Genomic DNA, 19,836 nt, shown 5'->3' with positions numbered 1-19,836 from the left:
CCGGCTCAACGGTCCTCACCGCCGCGAGAGCGGCGCTGCTTCAGGACGCCGGCCAGGAAGTCCTGAACGCGTCCGAGCACCCGAAGCCGCTCATGGGCGATGCCGGGAACGAGCTCGAACCGCACCGAAACGCCGGCGCTCTCGAACGAGGCCTTCAACGCCTTCAACCGTTCCGGACGCGTGCCGCCGGCATCGTTCGCACCTTCCATCCATGTCGCGCTTCCCGGCTGGTGGATGATCTCCCAGGTCTCGATATCCTGCTCGCCCACGAGCATCTGCACCGGGACTTTCGCGAGGGCGGCGGGATCGAAATCGATGCCGAAGCGCTCCTTCATGTCCTTGATGCCGACCCACCAGTTGCGGCTGGGATCGAGCAGCGTCACGGAACCGGGGGCCCCGATCGATGCGGCCCAGAGCCTGTCGGGGTGCATGATGGTGAAGCGGTGCGTGAAATGCCCGCCCCCGGAAAAGCCGAACATGGCGAATTTCGACCAGTCCTGCCCGTATTTCCCGGCGAGTTCCGCGACGATCGAGAGCAGGACCTCGTCATAACGTATATCGCCCTCCTGCATGTACTTGTAGCCGTGGCGCGCGCCGTCGCCCCGGATGCCGATGGGAAAAATCGGGCAGAGGATGACGCAGTTGTTCCAGTGACCGAAGGACGCGAACGCATCCCGATATTCCAGGAACGATGTGCGCGAACTGCCGTGGACGGCGACGAGCAGATCGGTCTGCTCGCCCCGAGCGACCGAAGGCGGAACGTAAAGGCAGTAATGGATGCGTGGATCGGCCTTGGCGGCGAACATCGCCGTCGGGCCCATGTCGTATTGCGCGCGGGCCTTGGTCTCGAAGTCGTTCATAGAGTCGCCTATAGGTCGGATTATTCGTTTGAGCTCAGTGAGATAGGCTCGATCAGGCCTTCGTCACGCCCATCGCCAGCGTGTATTGATCGGCCCGGGTGGCGTATTCGATGCCTTTTTGCGCGGCGAGGATGAGCCCCTCGAAATGCAGCGGCAGGATCGCGCGATCGTCGAAAACGATCTCGCTCGCCTGCGCCAGGAGCCCGTTGCGGGCGTTGTCATCGAGCAGAGGAAGCGCCTGCTTGAGCTTGGCATCGAGCGCGGGATTGGAATAGCGGCCGAAATTGACCGGACCCATGCCGGTCTTGGCGTCGAACGTCGCATTGATCGCGACGATGGGATTCGACGTCTCTCCCGTATTCACGCCAAAGGAGCCCAGGAAGAAGCTGAATTCGTTGTTGTTGCATTTCGGGAAATAGACCGACCACGGCAGCAGCTCGACCTTCGTCTCGATGCCCGCCCGCGTCAGCATCTGCGCGATGGCCTGCATGATTTTGCTGTCGTTGATGTAGCGGTCGTTGGACCCGTGAATGGTCAGCTTGAAGCCTTGCGGATAGCCGGCCTCGGCCAGCAGCGCCTTCGCCTTGGCCAGGTCGAAGGGCGTCGGCTTGAGCTTGTCCGAGGTGCCGGGCGCGCCGGTCGGGAGATATTGAGCCGCCACGGTCGCCTGCTGCTCCATGACCCGGTCGACGATCGCCTGGCGATTGATGGCGTAATCGAAAGCCTGACGGACTTTTGGATCCTTGAAGGGATTGCGAGCCAGCGGCTTGCCGGAAGCGTCGGTCGCAAACGGCGTCACGTCGCGGCCGAAATCGAAGCCCATGAAAACGACGCGGCTGGAGACGCCGGTGATCACGTGGAGCTTGCTGTCGGCCTTGATCCGGTCGAGCATCTCGGCCGGCACGTTCTCGACGATATCGAACTCGCCTGCGAGCAAACCCGCGATGCGCGTGCCGCTGTTGCTGGCGATGCGCAGGATCACCTCGTCCCAGGCCGGCTTCGCGCCCCAATGGGCGTCGTTGCGAGCGAGCAGCGTATGGCTGCCCGGCACATATTCCTTGAGCAGGAAGGGCCCGGTGCCGATCGCGGCCCTGCCGGCGTCGAAATCGCCGCTGGGCGCATCCTTGAAGCGCGCGGAGATGATACGGACGCGGCTGAGCGAATTCAGCAGCAGCGGATCAGGTGTCCGCGTCTCGATCACGATCGTGTTCGGCGCGCCCCCCGGCGTCACGGCCTTCACGTTGCGGGTATAGGCCCGGAAAGAGGAACTGCTCGGCAGGTTTGTGGCGCGCTCGATCGAAACCTTGACGTCCTCGAAGCCGAAAGCCGTTCCGTCGGAGAATTTCACACCGTCGCGCAGCGTGAATTCCCAATGCGTATCGTCGAGAGTCCGCCAGGAACTGGCTAGTCCCGGCTTCGACTGTGAGGTCTCGTTGTTGATGACGAGGGAATCGAAGATATGCGTGGCAAGGGCGTTGTTCGGCCCGTTATTCTGGAGATGAGGGTCCAGGGTCGTCGCAGGCGCGGCCACGCCGATCCGCAGGCGCCGCCCGCTCTGCGCCGAAGCCGCGCCGATGAAGGGCACTGAGGCCAGACCAGCCAATGTCATCGTCAGTACATGTCGACGTGTGAATGCGATATCGCTCATTGTCCCCTCGGCTGTTTTCAGGCGCGAGTATCGCGAACAATAGTGTTCGCCATCTCCTGGCGTCTGTTTGCTGCGGGGTATCGATGATCTCCGCAGATGCCGCTTCAATGCGTCATCCGCTACTGTTGTCGCCGCGACCTTTATGCGTCAAATTCATAATATTTTTAAAGTCATGCGGAAAATGTATGATCGTGATCTCGCGCCGAGGCTGCGATTTCTTCGACTATTTTTCCGGCTTGCCGTGGCCGCCAATCCTCTCAAGGGTCGCTTCGACCTCGGCGATGCACCCCATCAAAGCGCGCGTAATTGCAGAGGCCGGCTGCCAGGCCGGTAGGACGAAGGCATAGCCCAGCGCCATCGCGGGCTCCGCCGGTTTCAAGACGACCCGTTCGCTCTTGAGCGCGAAGGCGGCGAAAGGGTCGACAAAGGCAATGCCGATGCCTTCGGAGACCAGCTTGCCGGCAAACCCGCTCAGGGCTGTTTCCACGCGAATATTCGGGATGATGCCCGCATCCGCGAAGACGTGGTCGAGATGATCGCGAAGATAGGTTCCGCGCCTCGTCACGACCAATGGCTCCTCCGCCAGCTCCGCGAGCTTGATGATCGGTTGCGACGCCAGGCGATGGCCGGCGGGCAGCATGATGACGGCCTCACGGAAGGCGAAAGGCTCCGTGGTGATCGCGACGTGGTGTATCGGGAGGGACGACACGCAGAGATCGAAATGATGTTGACCCATGCGGGCTTCGATCTCGATTTTCGAGCGTATCTCGATCGAGAACGTCGCCTTGTCGTTGCGCGATGTCAGGAGGCGCAGCGCGGGCGAGACGAGGCCATCGGCAAGCGGTTGGGCCGTTACGATCCTGACATGGTCGGACTGCTGATTGCGGATTCGATGGGCGGCGGCCTTGACCTCCTCGTGGCCGCGCAGCAGGCGCTCGGACTCGACATTGAAGATGCGCGCCTCGCTCGTCGCGATCAGGCGCTGGTTCTGCCGGATGAAGAGCGGGAAGCCGCACTCCGCCTCGAGATTTGCGATCAGGCGGCTGACTTGCGGCTGGGTGAGGCGCAGTTGCGCCGCCGCGCCAGTCACCGTGCCGGTTTGCAGAATAGCCCGAAAAGCTTCGAGTTCCCTCAGCTTCATGGCCATCGAGTATTGAATTTACGGATGGTCGGTCAAGGCGATTGGGGAATCTGATGGCGACTTCCGCGCAACGGCCGCGCGGGAAGGCTGGGTCCGCACGGATCATCGCAAGTTGCTGCTGAGCCTAAGCGGATGCCCCGCTTCCGTCAGGGCTGGTCGGTGCCTGAGGCAGCCATGTCTCCACCGCGCTCCGACCTGTCTCGGTCAGGGCGTAGACGCCGCGTTCGGAGCGCTCGAACCAGCCATAGACATTCCGGTGCAGGATCTTCTGGGCATCGGGAAAGGCTTGCTTGAGATCTCGCGGTCGTTGCGGCGCTGTCGTCATCGCCGCCGCGCAGGCAAGCGCCTGCTGGCGATATGCCGTCATGATCGGCTTGCGCGTGCTTCCGCCAGCGGCGGGGTCACCCTGGCGGCGCTTGTGCTCCTCGACCAATCTCGAGCGACGGCGAGGGTCTTTCCGTGGCGTGGGCGCAGTCGGGGACACAAGGATATCGACGCGGCCGGAATTGGACACACCGAGCAACCCAAAGCCGAGGCGCCGACAGAGATTGCGGTATCTCGGATCGCTTTCGCGGCCCTTGCCCCTGGCGGAGAGTTGCGCCGCGAGCCAGATCTCGTCGCCGAGACTCATCCGGTCCACGCCCTGCAGAATGAGCTCGAGATTGAAGCTCAGCTTCAATTCGCCGATCACCACCACGGCCGGGTCGTCGTCGCGAAGGCCGACAAGGTCGCAGCGTCCGATTTCTCCCTTCACGGAATAGCCCAGCCCCTCGAGGAAGCGCTTGACCGGTGCATAAAGAGACGTTTCCAAACCCGACCTCCGGACGACAGACGGTCAACATGCCCGATAGTCGTTTCGGAGAGGCAAACGCCGCTAGATCGCCGCGCGTCCTTTCGGACGCGAAGTGGCGATCTATCCCTTTGATCTGGCATCGGACTTACCCAAAAAGTGGATTCCACTTTTCGGTCCGATGCTCTAGAGCATCTCCGCGCTTCCCCGAAGCGCGAAAATTCTCTAGCCCCTTGTTTTAGCGCATTTTCTTCAGGCGAACCGGTCTCCACTTCGCTCGAAAATGCTTTGGTGCGAGATTGTCGGGCGGCAGCGTCTCGTTCGTGATCGGTGTTCAGGCGACCTTGGCGGCCGTCGCGTTCTCGAGCTTGAACAGCATGGCGTCGAGATCCGTCCAGAGGTCGTCGGGATCCTCGAGGCCGATGCTGATGCGCAGAATCGTGCCCTGGTGGGTCCAGGGATTGACCGTGCGGTCGCCCTTCACCGCCATCGGCGCGATCAGGCTGCGGGTGCCGCCCCAGGAAGCGCCGATGGCGAAGACCTTCAGCGCCGTCAGAGCGGCGTCGAGATTCGCCTCGGCGCCGGGCTTCAGCACGATGCTTAACACGCCCGAGGAGCGCTTGATGTCGCGTGCCCAGAATTCATGGCCGGGGCAGGAGGGGAGGGCCGGATGCAGCACGAGATCCACTGCCGGCGAGCGGGTCAGCCGTCTGGCGAAATCCTCCGAGACCTTGCCCATATGGGCGACGCGGATGCCCATCGTCTCGATGCCCCGCAGGGCAAGCGCGCATTCGTCGGGCGAGACGCCGACGCCCATTGCCCGGATCGTCTCCTTCATCGTCTGACGCAGGGCGATATCCTTGACCGTGATCGAGCCGAGCAGCAGGTCGGAATGGCCGCCGACATATTTGGTCAGCGCCTCGCAGGCGAAATCGGCGCCATGGGCCAGTGGCTTGAACAGCAGCGGCGTCGCCCAGGTGTTGTCGCAGCCGACCAGCGCACCCTTGGCCTTGGCCGCCTTGACGATGGCCGGCACGTCCTGGACCTCCATCGTGCCGGAGCCCGGCGACTCGACCCAGACGAGCTTGGTCCGTTCGTCGATCAGCGCGCCGATACCCGCGCCGATCAGCGGGTCGTAGACGCCATAATCGATGCCGCGCGGCTTCAAGTACTCTTCGCAGAAGCTGCGCACGGGCGGATAGACATGGTCCGGGATCAGGACGCGGTCGCCCGGCAGCAGGAAGGACAGCATGACCACGGTCACCGCCGCCTGGCCGGAGGGCACGAGCACGGTGCGGACGCCGCCATGCAGTTCGCTGAGCTGGGCTTCGAGCGTGCGTGTCGTCGGTGTGCCGTGCAGCCCGTAGGTATAGCCGTCGAAGCCGCGGTACTTACGCTGCGAGAAGGTCTCGGCGTCTGGATAGACGATGGTCGAGGCGCGGTGGGTGGCGACCGCGAGACTGGCATAGCCCTCGGTGTTGACGGCTGGATGATGGACGCAGCGGGTGAGGTCGTGCATGTCAAATCCCTTTCGTGGGACGAGGCGTAAGCTGTTCTGAGACAGGGACAATCAGGCGGTCGGCATGAGATGATGCCGCCACGTTATGGTTCAGGTGGCCGGTCGGTCGGCGAGCGCGAGGCGCGCGACCTGGCTCATCCAGTCGATGGCGACCGGAAGGATCTCGTCGTTGAAATCGTAGCGGGCGTTGTGCAGTTCGCCCTCGTCGACGGCAGGGCCGTTGCCGATCCAGACATAGGCGCCGGGGCGCTCCTTGATCAGGAACGAGAAATCGTCGCCGGTCGTGCTGGGGCGCAGGTCGCGTCGAACCTTCGCGCCGATCGCCTGTCCCGCTGCGACCGAGAGCTCGGCCTCGGCAGCGGAATTGATGATGGCGCGGCCGGTCGAGAGGATCTCGACATCGGCGCGCATGCCATAGGCCTCGCAAATGCCGGCGATGATGCTTTCCATGCGCTTGATCACCGCCTCGCGCACCTCCTGCCGGTATGTGCGCAGGGTGCCGAGCAGGGTCACGCTTTCCGGGATCTGATTGCTGACGACGCCGCCATTGATCTGGCCGATCGAGAGCACGACCGCATCGACCGGATCGACATTGCGCGAGACGATGGTCTGCAGGGCGACGATGAGATGGCCGGCGGCGACGATCGGGTCGCGCGTCAGGTGCGGGATCGCGGCATGGCCGGCGAGCCCGTGCAAGGTCACGCTCCAGCGCCCGCCGGCCGCCATCACCGGCCCATTGTGGACCGCGACCGTGCCGGTCTCCAGACCCGGCCAATTATGGAAGGCGAAGACGCGCTCCATCGGGAAGCGCTCGAACAGCCCGTCGGCGATCATCGCCTTGGCGCCGACGCCGTTCTCCTCGGCCGGCTGGAAGATGAACTGAATCTGGCCCTTCCAGCTCTCGTCGCGGGCGAGCGCCGCGGCCGCGCCGAGCAGCGAGACCGTGTGCCCGTCATGCCCGCAGGCATGCATCACGCCCGGCGTCTTCGAAGCATGGGGCGTATCGTTCAGCTCGTGGATCGGCAGTGCGTCCATGTCGGCGCGCAGGCCCACGGTCCGGTTCGAGCCCGGCCGCGACAGCGTCGCGACCACGCCGGTTCCGCCGACATTCGCGACGAAGGGAATGCCGAGCTCCGTCAGCCTCTCCTGCACGAAGGCAGAGGTGCCGTGTTCATGCTCGGAGAGCTCGGGATGGGCATGCAGATGGCGGCGCCATTGCTTGAGCTGGTCGAGGAAAGCCTGGTCCATGATGGATCTCTGCGGAAGGGACCGTCAGCGCTTGGCCGAGAGCGCGAGGCGCGCTTCGAGCTGGCGGATCAGGAAGGACAGCGTGACGGCGATGGCGAGGAAGATCGCGCCGACCACCGCCATCGGCTCGCCGTAGCGGAAGGTGTCGGAGGCGATGTCGAGCGCCGAGCCAAAGGATTCCGGCACGGCGATGACGGCGAGATAGGGCGCCGATTTGAAGATCGAGATGAAGTAGTTGCCCATGGGAGCCGCGATGTTGCGCAGCATCTGCGGCGCGATCACCAGCAGCACGGACTGCCAATGCTTGAGGCCGAGCGATTTCGCCGCCTCGAACTGGCCCTTGGCGATGCCGTCGATGCCGGCCTTGAAGACCTCGGCGAGGTAGCCGCAATAATAGATGCTGAGTGCGGCGACGCCGACGACCAGTGCCGGCAGCTTGATGCCGTAGACCGGCAGCACATAGTAGAGGAAATAGAGCTGCACCAGCACCGGCGTGGAGCGGATGAAGTCGATGACGAAGCGCATGACGTAGCGCATCGGCTCGCTGGAGCGGCGGGTGATCTCGAGCCCGAAGCCGAGCAGTGCCGCGAATATGCAGCTCAGCAGCGTGACGGCCAGCGTCGTGCCGAGCGCCTTGGCGATCGGCGGCACGATCGAGAGCGCGAAGCCCAGGTCAAATATCATGGGCGAATTTCCGTCCGGCGCCGACCTTGCGCTCGAGCCAGCGGCCGATGATCGTCGCCGGGTAGCAGAGCACGAAATAGGCGACGAGAAGGCCGGTATAGACCTTCACCGGGTCGTAATAGAGCTGCGAGATCTCCTTCGCGCGGAAGGTCATGTCGCTGAGCGTGATCAGCGAAACCAGCGCCGTGCTCTTCACCAGCTGGATGAACTGGTTGACGAAGGTCGGCATCATCGCGAGCAGGGCCTGGGGCAGCTCGATCAGCAGGAGGATCTGCCAGCGACGGAAGCCGAGCGCGCGGCCCGCCTCGGCCTGGCCCCGGTCGAGCGCCTGCAGCGCGGCGCGCACCGCCTGGCTGCCATAGCCGCCGATATTCAGCCCGAGCACCAGCGCGCCGACAGCGAGCCCGGAGAGCCGGATGCCGAAGCCCGGCAGCGTGTAATAGAAGGCGTAGAGCAGGATGATCACCGGCGAGGATCGCCAGAACTCGATCACTGCCGTGACCGCCGTATGGGCCCAGCCCCTGGTGCTGTATTGCAGCACGCCCGCGATGAAGGCGAAGGGCACGGCATAGGCCATGCCCAGCAGCGTGACCGAGGCGGTCACGCCGAAGCCTTCGTAGATCCCGGCGAGGATTTCCGCGAATGTCATGACGGGTCAGCGTGCTGCCGGGGCGGTCAGGGCTTGGCGGCGCAGAGTTCGGCCGTCGTCGCCTTGGGCGGCATCTCGGCATCGGTGAAGCCGTATTTCGCCATGATCGTCTTCATCGTGCCGTCGGCCTTCAGCTTGGCGAGCTGGGCGTTGTAGGCAGCCTGGAGTTCCTTGTCCTTCGGCGCGAAGACGACGGCGGTCGCCATCATATATTCCTGCCCGTCCGGCTTGACGTAACCCTTGAACGGCAGCGCACGCTCGATCCCGTTCATGCCGCCAGCCTCCATCAGCCCGGAAACGCTCGCGGCCGACAAGGTGGCGGCATCGACCCGGCCTGCGAGCATGGCGCTGACCACGGCCTCGTTGTTCGGGAAGAGCAGGAGCCGGTCCTCCGGCACGCCGGCCGCCAGCGCGTTCTTGGCATTCTCCGTGCCACGCCCGCCGCCGAGCTTGACCTCCGGGCTCTTCACGATGTCCTCGTAGCTATGCAGCTTCTTCGGATTGCCCTTCAGCACGAGCAGCCCGTCGCCGGCCGAGAGATCCGGCTCGCTGAACAGGACCTGCTGGCAGCGCGCCGGCGTGATGGCGACGCCGGAGGCGATGATGTCGAAGCGGTTGGCGAGCAGGCCCGGAATGAGCGCGCCGAAATCGGCGACCGTGAACTCGATCTTCTTGACGCCGAGCGGTGCGAGCGCGGCGCGGACGAGATCGGGATGGTAGCCGATCACGTTGCCATCCTTGTCGCGATAGCCCCAGGGCGAGCGGTTATGGATGCCGACCATGACGGTCTTGCCGGACAGGTCGGGCTGCTGGGCCTGGGCTGTCCAGCCGCCGAGAATGCCAAAGCCAAGGGCTGCGAGACCGAGCGCGAGGCGTCGGGAAGGAAAGCTCATGATCTATCCCCTGCATTGATGCCGATCGATTGCCCGCCACGGTCTTGCGCCGCTCTGGACCGGGCTCCGATCCGGCGGGCTCAGGCCCGCCTGCCGGTCACGATAGCCGGCAAGGCTCGCGCGACAATCGAGCGGGGGGAATAACTCGATGCCTGAAACTTATACCTGCCGCGCTTCCGGTTAGCGTGCCGGTCCGGGAAGGGGATTGGGGTTTTCGGAAAAGCCGATGCGATCTAGCGCGAGGCGAGCAGGCAATCGATGAAATCGCGCACGAGCTGCGATTTCGGCCGGTCCAGCGGCAGGATCAGCAGGCTCTTGCTATGCACCGCCGGCTCGAACGGCTTCAGCACGATGCGGGAGGGGTCGATGCCCGCGACCGCGTAGGGGCTGACGAGGCCGACGCCGACACCTTCCGCCACCAGGGCACAGACTGTCGCGGCATAGATCGTCTCGACCACGATGCGGGGACTGACATCGGCCTGATGGAAGATCAGGTCGAGCCGCTGCCGCGCGCGATCTTCGGGGACATAGGCGATGAAGGGCAGGTCGCGCAGGTCATAGGGGGTTATGACGTCGCGCTCGGCCAAAGCGTGACCGACCGGCAGGGCGCAGAGCACGCGGGGCGAGACGAAGGGCTGGTGCAGCACGCCGCTGACATCGATCTCGTCGGCCGCGAGCCCGACATCGAATTGGCCGGAGGCGACGCCGTCGCGCACATCGCGGGAAGGCAGCACCATCAGCGTCACGCCGATATCGGGATGTCCCTCGCGAAACCGCTTGACGGCCTTCGGCACGAGCGAGGAGCCGAGCGCCGAGAGCGAGCCGACGCGAAGCTGCCCGGAACCATGATCGCGGATGCGTGCGGCCGCGGCGCGCAGCGTATCCATGCCGCGGAAGGAGGCTTCGACCTGCGCATAGAACAACTTGGCTTCGGGTGTCGGGATGATGCGGTTGCGGACCCGGTCGAAGAGCAGGAAGCCGATGGAGCGCTCCAGTTCGGCGACGGTGCGGCTGACGGCCGGTTGCGTGATCCCGAGCAGTTCGGCGGCGCGCGACACCGTCCCGGACTTCATCACCGCGGCGAAGGTTTCGAGCTGGCGATGATTCACTCCGGGCGCCCTGCGTGGCTGATGCGGCAGTCAACCTATACACGACGAACTGTCGCGAGAAGTTCCTGCCGCCAGGGGGCGAGAGTTGGGGCAAATTTTCGCCTCCTACCATCGCCGATGTTCAGAATATCTGCTGATATCCAAGTCAGCGCTCGGTCGGCAGGCTGAACCGGTGGCGCTGGTCGCCGGATTGTCGCAAGACTCACTCAATGTTGGAGGTTCACGCCAACGGAGGTGGCATGGACTATTTCAGGCGCTTCACCTTTCTCTTCGCGACGCCGAACTTCGACAGCGATGATCTCGAGGGGCTTCGCTACAACCAGATCGTCGAGGAGATCGAGCGCTCTGGCTTCGAGGTCGTCAAGGCGCGCAAGCTCGAGGATGCCGAGATCGCCGTCCAGACCGATGCGGCCATCGGCTGCATGGTGGTCGACTGGGGCAAGAAGGGGCTCGAGGGCAAGACCGCGGCGCTGATCAACCTGATGCGCCGCCGCGGTCTCGAGTTCCCGATCATCCTGCTGATCCGCCGCAAGCGCTTCGAGGACGTTCCGGTCGAGGTGCTCGACTTCATCGACGGCTACATCTTCCTTTCGGAAGAGACGCCGCCCTTCATCGCCAAGAGCCTGATCAGCCGGCTGAAGCAATATGCCGAGACGCTGAAAACGCCGTTCTTCGGCGCGCTCGTCGACTATGCCGAGGAAGGCAACCATCTCTGGACCTGCCCGGGCCATAATGGCGGCGTGTTCTACAGCCGCAGCCCGATCGGCCGCGTCTTCATGGAGCATCTCGGCGAAGCCGTCTTCCGCGACGATCTCGACAATTCCGTGCTCGATCTCGGCGATCTCCTGACCCATGAGGGGCCAGCGCTCAAGGCGCAGAAGGAAGCGGCGCAGATCTTCGGGGCGGAGAAGACCTATTTCGTCCTGAACGGCACCTCGACCTCGAACAAGGTCGCGCTCTCCGCGCTGGTCACCGACGACGACCTCGTCCTGTTCGACCGCAACAATCACAAGGCCGCCCATCACGGCGCGCTGCTCATCTCGGGCGGCATCCCGATCTATATCCCGACCGCGCGCAATGCCTGGGGCCTGATCGGCCCGATGCGCTGGGAGAGCTTCGACGAGGAGGCGCTGCGTGAGCGCATCCGCACCAACCCGCTGGTCAAGGATGCCGAGGCCTGGAAGAAGCCGCGCCCGTTCCGCGTCGCCGTGGTCGAGCAATGCACCTATGACGGCACGATCCACAGCGCGCAGATGATCCTCGATAAGATCGGCCATCTCTGCGAATACATCCTCTTCGACGAGGCCTGGGCCGGCTTCATGAAGTTCCACCCGCTTTATGCCGGGCGCTTCGCCATGGGCTTGTCGGAGCTGGGGCCGGATTCGCCCGGCATCATCGCGACGCAATCTACCCACAAGCAGCTGGCGAGCTTCAGCCAGGCCTCGCAGATCCACATCAAGGACCGGCACATCAAGGGGCAGAAGCGACGTGTCGAGCACCGGCGCTTCAACGAAAGCTTCATGCAGCATGCCTCGACCTCGCCGTTCTACCCGCTCTTCGCCTCGCTCGATGTCGGCGCGCAGATGATGAAGGGGCGTTCCGGCGAGGTGCTCTGGGACGATACGATCCGGCTCGGCATCGAGCTGCGCAAGAAGATCCGGGCCGTGCGGCGCGAGTTCGAGGAGAAGGAGATCAGGCCGGAGCGGCGCTGGTTCTTCGAGCCCTTCGTGCCGGACCGGGTCAGCATCGCCGACGCCTCGCGCGAGGGCGCGGTCCATGATGTCGCCTGGGAAATGGTCGCGACCGACCAGCTCGCCAGCAATCCTGGCTATTGGCAGCTCGGTCCCGATGCGGCCTGGCACGGCTTCGCGGGGATGCAGCCGGGCTTCGCGATGACCGACCCGAACAAGCTGACGCTGCTGACGCCGGGCTTCGATCGCGAGACCGGCGCCTATGCCGAGCATGGCATCCCGGCGCCGATCGTCGCGCAGTTCCTGCGCGAGAACCGCATCGTCGCAGAGAAGAACGATCTCAACTCGCTGCTGTTCCTGCTGACGCCCGGCGTCGAGGCCAGCAAGGCCGGCACGCTGATCAGCGGGCTCGTCGCCTTCAAGAAGCTGCATGACGACAACGCGCTGCTGGAGGACGCGATCCCCGAATTCTACCGGCGCCGGCCGGGCCGCTATGGCGGTGTGCGGCTGCGCGACCTATGCGGCGAGATGCACCGCTTCTTCCGCGACCACGACGTCAGCGGGCTGCAGAACCGGCAATTCTCGCCCGAGCATCTGCCGGAGATGGCGATGTCTCCGCATGACGCCGCACGCTGTCTCGTGCGCAACGATGTCGAATACCTCCCGATCGACGCCATTGCCGGGCGGATCGCGACGACGCCCTTCGTCGTCTATCCCCCGGGCATCGCCACCATCGTCCCGGGCGAGCTGCTGACGGAGCGGGCCAAGCCGATGATCGACTATCTCAAGATGTTCGAGGCGAGCTTCAACGCTTTCCCCGGTTTCGAGGTCGAGATCCAGGGTGTCTATCGCGAGGTGGACTCGGCCGGGCGCGTGCGCCTGTATACCTATGTCGCCAGCGAACAGGCACAGGGCTGAGATTACCGAGGAATCATGGAGAACGAACCGCCGATCGTCATTCGCCCCTCGCGCGATGACGATGTCGAGCCCATGCTGGCGATCTATCGCCGGCATATCCGCCGCGGCATCGAGGCGGGAGTCGAGGATACCGGCACGCCGCAGCCGGACGATCTGCGCGACCGACGCAAGAACCTCCGCAACCGGCGGCTGCCGCATCTGGTGGCGACGCGCGGCGGGGAGGTGGTGGGCTATGCCTATGTCGTCCTGTTCCGCAAGCGGCCAGCCTATCGCTTCACCGTCAAGCACTCTATCTACGTGCATCACGAGCATCTCGGCCGCGGCATCGGCCGGCTGCTGATCCAGGCTTTGATCGACGCCTGCGCGGCGGCGGGCTTCCGCCAGATGATCGGCTATATCGACGCGGAGAACGGCGCCTCGCTGGCGCTGCACGAGCGCTTCGGCTTCGCCCGGGTGGGTCATTTGCCCGGGGTCGCCTATCGTTACGGCAAGTGGTCCGACAGCGTCATGGTGCAGCGATCGCTCGGTGCGGGCGCGACCCAGCCGATACCGTAGTCCTGCCTCTGACGTTGGCGAAAAGGCAGGTTGCGCCGGCAGCTGGCCGGGCGAGGTAGCCCCCGTCTCAGATCGTCAGCTCGATCACGAATGGCCCGGGCCTCCTGTTCGCCGCGGTGAATAGATCGGCGAAGGTCTCCATGTCTTCGGCACGGGCCGCCTCGACGCCGAGGTTGCTGGCGATGCCGACCCAGCCGATGGCGGGGTTGTCGAGCGTCAGCATGTCGAGCGCCACCTTGCCGGCATTGGCGCCGACATTGTCGAGCTCGCCGAGCAGGATCGCGTATTTCCGGTTCGACAGGATCACGGTCGTGATCGGCAATTGCTCGCGCGCCTGCGTCCACAGAGCCTGCACGGTGTACATGGCCGAGCCGTCGGCCTGCAGCGAGACGACACGTCGGCCAGGGGCGCCCAGCGCAGCGCCGGTCGCCATCGGCAGGCCGCTGCCTATGGCGCCACCGGTGATCTGCAGCCAGTCATGCGGCGCGGCGCCCGCCAGGCCGTTGAAGAACAGCCGGCCGAAGCTGACGCTCTCGTCCACCACGACCGCGTTGTCCGGCAGCAGGGCGGCGAGCGTCTGCGTCACCGCCTCCTGGGTGACGTTTCCGCGTCCGGGGCCGGCGCCTTGCGGCGCCCTCGGGACGGCGAGTTTTGGGGCTGACAATTCATCGGCGAGCCGCGCCAGCGCGTCGGGCATGTTCTCCTCCGGCCGAGCGAAGACATGGATCGACGTGCCCGGCGCCGCGAGATGGCCGGGCTTGCCGGGGTAGGCGAAAGGGGCCACGGGCGGCGTCGCGCCGATCAGCACGATGTGCCGGAATTCCGCCAGTTCGGCGAGGGACGGGGCGACGCCGTAGGATAGTCGGCGGATCGGCAAGCGTCCTTGTCCGCGCTCGACCCGGCCATTGAATTGCTGGGCCATCAGCCGGGCGCCGGTCGCCTCGGCGATGCGGTAGGCGTCTTCGAGCGCCGCGCTGCGCAACGCGGTGCCTCCGAGCAGCAGCAGAACCGGCTCGCCGCCGCGCAGCAACCTGGCGATCTCGGCAATGCGGTGTGGCGCGATGGTTGGAGGCGGCGGGACGGGCAGGGGCTTGGCGACCACGCCGCCCTCGTCCCAGCAGGTGTCGGCGGGTGCGATCAGCGTCGCGATGCGGCCCGGAGAGCTCCGAGCCGCCTGGACGGCGGTGGCGGTATCGAGGCCGACGGTAGCGGCGGATGCCGCAGTGCGTGTCCAGGCCGAAACGCCGCGGGCCCAGCCTTCCGTATCGGCGGTCAGCGGCGGATCGAGCTCGCGGTGATAGGTCGCCTGGTCGCCGACGATATTGACCACCGGCGTGCGGGCGCGGCGCGCATTGTGGAGATTGGCCAGCCCGTTTGCGAGCCCGGGCCCGCAATGCAGCAGCGTCGCCGCCGGCTTGTCCGCCATGCGGCCATACCCGTCCGCGGCGCCGGTCACCACGCCCTCGAACAGGCCGAGCACGCAGCGCATGCCGGCGATCCGGTCCAGCGCCGCCACGAAATGCATCTCGCTGGTTCCCGGATTGCCGAAGCAGGTGGTCACATCGGCGTCCAGCAGCGTCTGGACAATACTCTCGGCACCGTTCACGTCGGATTCCCTTGGTAGTTGAGGCCGCTATCGCGCGGCGGGAGCATGGTTCCGCTCGAACGAAGACGGCTTCAGTGCCCGGCCAGGACGTGCGCGGCATTGGGCAGCCATGGATAGGCCTGCTGTCGCTTCGCCTCGAAGGCGTCGATGGCGGCGCGGTGCTCCAGGGTGACGTCGATATCGTCGATGCCGAGCACCAGCCGCTCCTTGCGCAACTGGTTGATTTCGAAGGCATGCGCGGAACCGTCCGGCGCGATCACCTGCTGGTTGGGCAGGTCGATGGTGATCGTCGCGCCCGGCGTGTTGCGCAACTGCGCCCAAAGGTCGTGGACGACCGGCTCCGGCAGCGTCACCGGCAGGAGGCCGTTCTGCAGGCAGTTGCCATAGAAGATCTCGGCGAAGCTCGGCCCGATCAAGGCGCGCAACCCATAGTCCATCACCGCATAGGCCGCGCCCTCGCGGGAGGAGCCGCAGCCGAAATCGCTGTCGGTGACGAGGATCTCGGCCTTCGCATAAGCCGGCATGTTCATCGCGAATTCGGGGCGCGGCACACCCTTCTCGTCGAAGCGCAGGTCGTGCAGGAACGCCTCGGAATAGTCATGGCCGGGGCGCCGGTGGCGGCGCATGAAGCGGCCCGGCAGGATCATGCCGGTGTCGATCTTGGCGATCTCCAGGGGCACCGCCACGGCGGTCAGAACGGTGAAAGGCAGCATGGCAAACTCCAGGCGGCAGAAGTGGCGCTTCAATCGGTGATCCGGCGCACGTCCGTCAGCTTTCCGGTGACGGCGGCGGCCGCGACCATCGCCGGGCTCATGATATGGGTCATGGCGCCGCGGCCCTGACGGCCCTCGAAATTGCGGTTGGTGGTCGAGGCGGCGCGCTCGCCCGGGCTGAGGATCTCGCCATTGGAGCCGTTGCACATCGAGCAGCCGGCGTCGCGCCAGTCGAGACCGGCCGCGCGGAAGATGGCATCCAGCCCCTCGGCCTCGGCCTGGCGCTTCACCGTGGTCGAGCCGGGCGAGACCATGCCGGGCACCGCGGCCTTGCGGCCCCGCAGCACCTTGGCGGCGGAACGCAGGTCCTCGATCCGGCTATTGGTGCAGGAGCCGATGAAGACCCGGTCGATGGCGATATCGGCGAGCCGGGTCCGCGGCGTGAGCTGCATATATTCCAGCGCGCGATCGACATGCCGGCGCCGGTCGGCGTCAGTGATCAGCGCGGGATCGGGCACGGCGCCGTCGATCGGCGAGCAGTCCTCCGGGCTGGTGCCCCAGCTCACCATAGGCGCGAGCTTGGTGGCGTCGAAGCTCAGTTCGCGATCGAACGGCGTGTCGTCCTGCGTTGGCAGCGTCCGCCAATAGGCCAGCGCCCGGTCCCAATCGGCGCCCTTCGGCGCGTTCACCCGGCCGTTGAGATATTGGTAGACCGTGTCGTCGGGCGAGATCATGCCGATGCGCGCGCCGGCCTCGATCGACATGTTGCACATGGTGAGGCGGGCCTCCATCGACATGGCCCGCACCGTCGAGCCGGCATATTCGACCGCGTAGCCGGTCGCCCCGCCAATGCCGATCTGCGCGATGATGCCGAGGATGACATCCTTCGAAGTGACGGCCTCGGGCAGCGTGCCGGTGACGGAAATGCGCATCGTCCTGGCGCGCTTCAGCCACACCGTTTGCGTCGCCAGCACATGTCGGAGCTGCATCGAGGCTCCGATCGGGATCGCCAGCGCGCCCAGCGCTCCGTTGGTCGCGGTGTGGGAATCGTTGCAGGTGATCAGCATGCCTGGCTGCGCATAGCCGAGCTCGGGTGCCACCACATGCGCGATGCCCTGCTGGGTATGGTGCATGTTCATGTGCGGCACGCCGAAATCGGCAGTGTTGGAGGCCAGCATCTCGACCACCTTGCGGATCTCGAGATTGCCGATGCCCGCCGGCCCCGCCGCACGGTTCGCGGTTGGCAGATAGTGGTCGGTGATCGCCAGATGCTGCGCTGGCCGATAGGGCTTGCGGCCTTCCATGCGCATCTGGTCGAAGGCGAGGAATGAACCGCCCTCGTTGATCAGGTTGAAGTCGACATAGAGCAGATCTTCACCTTGTGGCGAGGTGACGATGACATGCTCGTCCCACACCTTCTGATACAAAGATCGCTTATCCGCCATTGAGGTCTTCCTCTATCCTTCCACTGAAGCTGCGCTCATGCCGCTCTGTTGTTCACAGGCGGCTCAGGCCGCGGCGCGTGCCGTCTTCGATGCGTTGCGCGCGTGGGTGACCAGCAGCTGCATGTCGCCGCCGATCGAGATGAAATTGCAGCCCTTGGCGAGCCAGCCTTGCGTCTTGGCCGGATTCGACGACGACATGCCGGCGAACTTGCCGGCGGCGCGGATCTTCGGGATCGCCGCTTCCATCAGCGCGATGACCTCGGGATGGTCGGCATCGCCGAGATGGCCGAGGTCGGCGGCGAGATCGCCCGGCCCGAACAGCACACCGTCGACCCCCTCGACCGCCGCGATCTCGGCGACGCGCTCGACGGCCGCGCGGGTCTCGACCTGCACGACGAGGCAGGTCAGCTCGTTGGCCGTGGTGTCGTAGTCGGTGATGGCGCCGTAGCGGCTGCCGCGATGCACCCGCGCCGCGCTCCGTATGCCCTTCGGTGGGTAGCGCGTCGCGGCGGCTGCGCTCGCGGCCTCCTCCGGCGTCTCGACCATGGGAATGACGATATTGTCGACCCCGGCATCCAGCATCTGCTGGATCAGAACGCTGTCATTGGTCGGCAGCCGCACCACCGGATAGGCCGGGGTGCCGCCGATCGCCTGGCTTTGCTGCACCACCGACATCAGGTCGTTGGGGGCGTGCTCCATGTCGATATAGATGTAGTCGAAGCCGCACCAGGCCAGCGCCTCGGCAACCATCGGGCTGCAGAGCTGGCTGCGATAGCCGATCTGCGGCACGCCGCTGCGCAGCGCCTGCTTGAAACTCGTCTTGGCCGTGCTCAAAGCGTTTCTCCCACCTGATTTTCGATTGCCCGCTTGGGCGTCGACGCAGCCGTGCGGCGCGCCATGACTTTGCTAATGAACGGCCAGCTGATGGCGCCGATGCACATGATCAGCAGCACGACGCAGATCGGGGTCCCGACGAAGATCTTCGGGCTGCCGCTGGAGATCGTCATGGCCTGCCGGAACGACTGTTCGAGCGTGCCGCCAAGCACCAGCGCGAGAACCATCGGGCCGAGCGGGACCTTGATCTTCTCCAGGAGGTAGCCGGCGACGCCGAAGAACAGCATGACGTAGAGGTCGATGACGCTGGAGTTCAGCCCGTAGGCGCCCATCACCGAAAGGGCGAGGATGATCGGCAACAGCAGGCCGACCGGCAGGTAGACCAGGCGGACGAACAGGCCGATCAGCGGCAGGTTCAGGATGAGCAGCATGATATTGCCGACATACATGCTGTTGATCAGGCCCCAGACCAGCTCGGGCTTGGCGGTAAACAGCGTCGGGCCGGGCTGGATGCCGTACATGATCAGCACGCCGAGCAGCACCGCCGTTGTGGACGAGCCCGGCAGGCCGAGGCTGAGCAGCGGCACCATCGCGCCCATCGTCGCGGCGTTGTTCGCCGATTCCGGTCCCGCAACGCCTTCGATGGCGCCGTGCCCGAACTCCTCCGGATGCTTCGAAGACTTCTTCTCCGCCGCATAGGACAGAAAGGTTGCGATGGTGGTTCCGGCTCCGGGCAGCACGCCGAGGAGAAAGCCGATGATGCCGCCGCGCGCGATCGGCTTGATGGAGCGTTTCCATTCGTCACGGGTCAGCATCAGCTTGCCCTTGATGCGAATGACCTCGTTCGTACCCATGTACCAATCCTCGACGCCCCGCAGGACCTCGGCGACGGCGAACAGGCCAACCACGACCGCGACGAAGTGAATGCCGTCCTGGAATTCCGGAATTGCGAAGGTGAAGCGCTCCTGGCCGGTCTGCATGTCGATGCCGACAGTGGCGACCGCGAGGCCAAGCATCATCGAGAAGACCGCCTTGCCCGGCGCGTCGCCGGCAAGCGCGGAGACCGCAGCCATCGAGAACAGCATGACCAGGAAGTATTCGGCCGGGCCGAATTCGAGCGCGAACTGTGCCAGCGGCACGGCGAGCAGGGAGAGCGCGACGATGCCGATGGTGCCGGCGATGAACGAGCCCCAGGCGGCGACGGCCAGCGCCGCGCCGGCACGACCCTTCTTCGCCATCTGGTAGCCGTCGATCGCCGTCATGACGGACGAGGCTTCACCGGGCGTATTGATCAGGATCGACGAGATCGAGCCGCCATACATGGCGCCGTAGTAGATGCCCGACATCATGATGAGCGCGCTGGTGGGGTTCATGCCGAAGGTGATCGGCACGAGCAGTGCGATGCTGGCGGAAGGCCCGATACCGGGCAGGACGCCAACGATCGTCCCGATGAAGACGCCAATGAAGGTGTAGATCAGATTGTCCCATTGCAGAGCAACGGCAAACCCGGAAATCAGATGCTCCATGCCATGA

At 65.2% G+C, this 19,836-nt stretch carries 17 protein-coding genes; 2 read left to right on the top strand and 15 right to left on the bottom strand.

Annotation, left to right across the window (positions count from 1 at the left end):
- Positions 1-5 precede the first annotated feature (5 nt).
- From EV560_RS30500 to EV560_RS30455, 10 genes are all read right to left on the bottom strand, one after another.
- Complete coding sequence (locus EV560_RS30500; RefSeq protein ID WP_131859615.1) at positions 6-860, bottom strand: alpha/beta hydrolase family protein; 855 nt, start codon at positions 858-860, stop codon at positions 6-8.
- Between the two features lie 52 nt (positions 861-912).
- The gene (locus EV560_RS30495; RefSeq protein ID WP_207908160.1) at positions 913-2,469 is read right to left on the bottom strand and encodes an ABC transporter substrate-binding protein; all 1,557 of its coding nucleotides are present in this window, start codon (positions 2,467-2,469) and stop codon (positions 913-915) included.
- Positions 2,470-2,731: 262 nt separating this feature from the next.
- A complete protein-coding gene (locus tag EV560_RS30490; RefSeq protein WP_131859613.1) occupies positions 2,732-3,655 on the bottom strand; it encodes a LysR family transcriptional regulator in 924 nt (307 codons plus the stop codon).
- Between the two features lie 118 nt (positions 3,656-3,773).
- On the bottom strand, positions 3,774-4,460 hold the full coding sequence (locus EV560_RS30485) for a DUF2161 domain-containing phosphodiesterase (protein ID WP_131859612.1): 687 nt from the start codon (positions 4,458-4,460) through the stop codon (positions 3,774-3,776).
- Positions 4,461-4,773: 313 nt separating this feature from the next.
- Complete coding sequence (gene metC, locus EV560_RS30480; RefSeq protein ID WP_131859611.1) at positions 4,774-5,958, bottom strand: cystathionine beta-lyase; 1,185 nt, start codon at positions 5,956-5,958, stop codon at positions 4,774-4,776.
- Positions 5,959-6,048: 90 nt separating this feature from the next.
- Positions 6,049-7,206 (bottom strand): amidohydrolase, encoded by a 1,158-nt coding sequence (locus EV560_RS30475; RefSeq protein WP_131859610.1) that lies wholly within the window; start codon positions 7,204-7,206, stop codon positions 6,049-6,051.
- Positions 7,207-7,230: 24 nt separating this feature from the next.
- Positions 7,231-7,890 (bottom strand): ectoine/hydroxyectoine ABC transporter permease subunit EhuD, encoded by a 660-nt coding sequence (gene ehuD, locus EV560_RS30470; protein WP_131859609.1) that lies wholly within the window; start codon positions 7,888-7,890, stop codon positions 7,231-7,233.
- On the bottom strand, positions 7,880-8,539 hold the full coding sequence (locus EV560_RS30465) for an amino acid ABC transporter permease (RefSeq protein WP_131859608.1): 660 nt from the start codon (positions 8,537-8,539) through the stop codon (positions 7,880-7,882). Before EV560_RS30465 ends, ehuD begins: the two co-directional genes overlap by 11 nt.
- A 26-nt stretch (positions 8,540-8,565) precedes the next feature.
- On the bottom strand, positions 8,566-9,432 hold the full coding sequence (gene ehuB / locus EV560_RS30460) for an ectoine/hydroxyectoine ABC transporter substrate-binding protein EhuB (protein ID WP_131859607.1): 867 nt from the start codon (positions 9,430-9,432) through the stop codon (positions 8,566-8,568).
- Positions 9,433-9,665: 233 nt separating this feature from the next.
- A complete protein-coding gene (locus tag EV560_RS30455; protein WP_131859606.1) occupies positions 9,666-10,541 on the bottom strand; it encodes a LysR substrate-binding domain-containing protein in 876 nt (291 codons plus the stop codon).
- 239 nt (positions 10,542-10,780) lie between these two features.
- Here EV560_RS30455 and EV560_RS30450 point away from each other — a divergent pair, with 239 nt between their 5' ends.
- Entirely contained in the window at positions 10,781-13,150 is a 2,370-nt protein-coding gene (locus EV560_RS30450; RefSeq protein WP_131859605.1) for an Orn/Lys/Arg family decarboxylase, read from the top strand.
- 15 nt (positions 13,151-13,165) lie between these two features.
- Entirely contained in the window at positions 13,166-13,705 is a 540-nt protein-coding gene (locus EV560_RS30445; RefSeq protein WP_131859604.1) for a GNAT family N-acetyltransferase, read from the top strand.
- Positions 13,706-13,772: 67 nt separating this feature from the next.
- On the opposite strand, the gene EV560_RS30440 is transcribed toward EV560_RS30445, so the two are convergent.
- The 5 genes from EV560_RS30440 to EV560_RS30420 all read right to left on the bottom strand — a co-directional run bounded on the left by EV560_RS30440 (position 13,773) and on the right by EV560_RS30420 (position 19,829).
- Positions 13,773-15,311 carry an acetolactate synthase large subunit gene (locus tag EV560_RS30440; protein WP_131859603.1) on the bottom strand — a complete coding sequence of 513 codons (1,539 nt, stop codon included), beginning with the start codon at positions 15,309-15,311 and terminating at the stop codon, positions 13,773-13,775.
- A gap of 71 nt (positions 15,312-15,382) precedes the next feature.
- Positions 15,383-16,024, bottom strand: a complete 642-nt coding sequence (gene leuD / locus EV560_RS30435; protein WP_131859602.1) for a 3-isopropylmalate dehydratase small subunit — start codon at positions 16,022-16,024, stop codon at positions 15,383-15,385.
- Between the two features lie 29 nt (positions 16,025-16,053).
- Entirely contained in the window at positions 16,054-17,451 is a 1,398-nt protein-coding gene (gene leuC, locus EV560_RS30430; protein ID WP_348982283.1) for a 3-isopropylmalate dehydratase large subunit, read from the bottom strand.
- A gap of 81 nt (positions 17,452-17,532) precedes the next feature.
- Entirely contained in the window at positions 17,533-18,303 is a 771-nt protein-coding gene (locus EV560_RS30425) for an HpcH/HpaI aldolase family protein (protein ID WP_207908159.1), read from the bottom strand.
- Positions 18,300-19,829, bottom strand: a complete 1,530-nt coding sequence (locus tag EV560_RS30420; RefSeq protein WP_131859600.1) for a tripartite tricarboxylate transporter permease — start codon at positions 19,827-19,829, stop codon at positions 18,300-18,302. The genes EV560_RS30425 and EV560_RS30420 overlap by 4 nt, the downstream gene beginning before the upstream one ends.
- Positions 19,830-19,836 lie beyond the last annotated feature (7 nt).

The organism is Allobosea sp. BK604, assembly GCF_004341515.1.
Classification (GTDB): domain Bacteria; phylum Pseudomonadota; class Alphaproteobacteria; order Rhizobiales; family Beijerinckiaceae; genus Allobosea.
The sequence above is the reverse complement of the archived record's forward strand: the minus strand, read 5'-3'. Positions and strand labels throughout refer to the sequence as shown.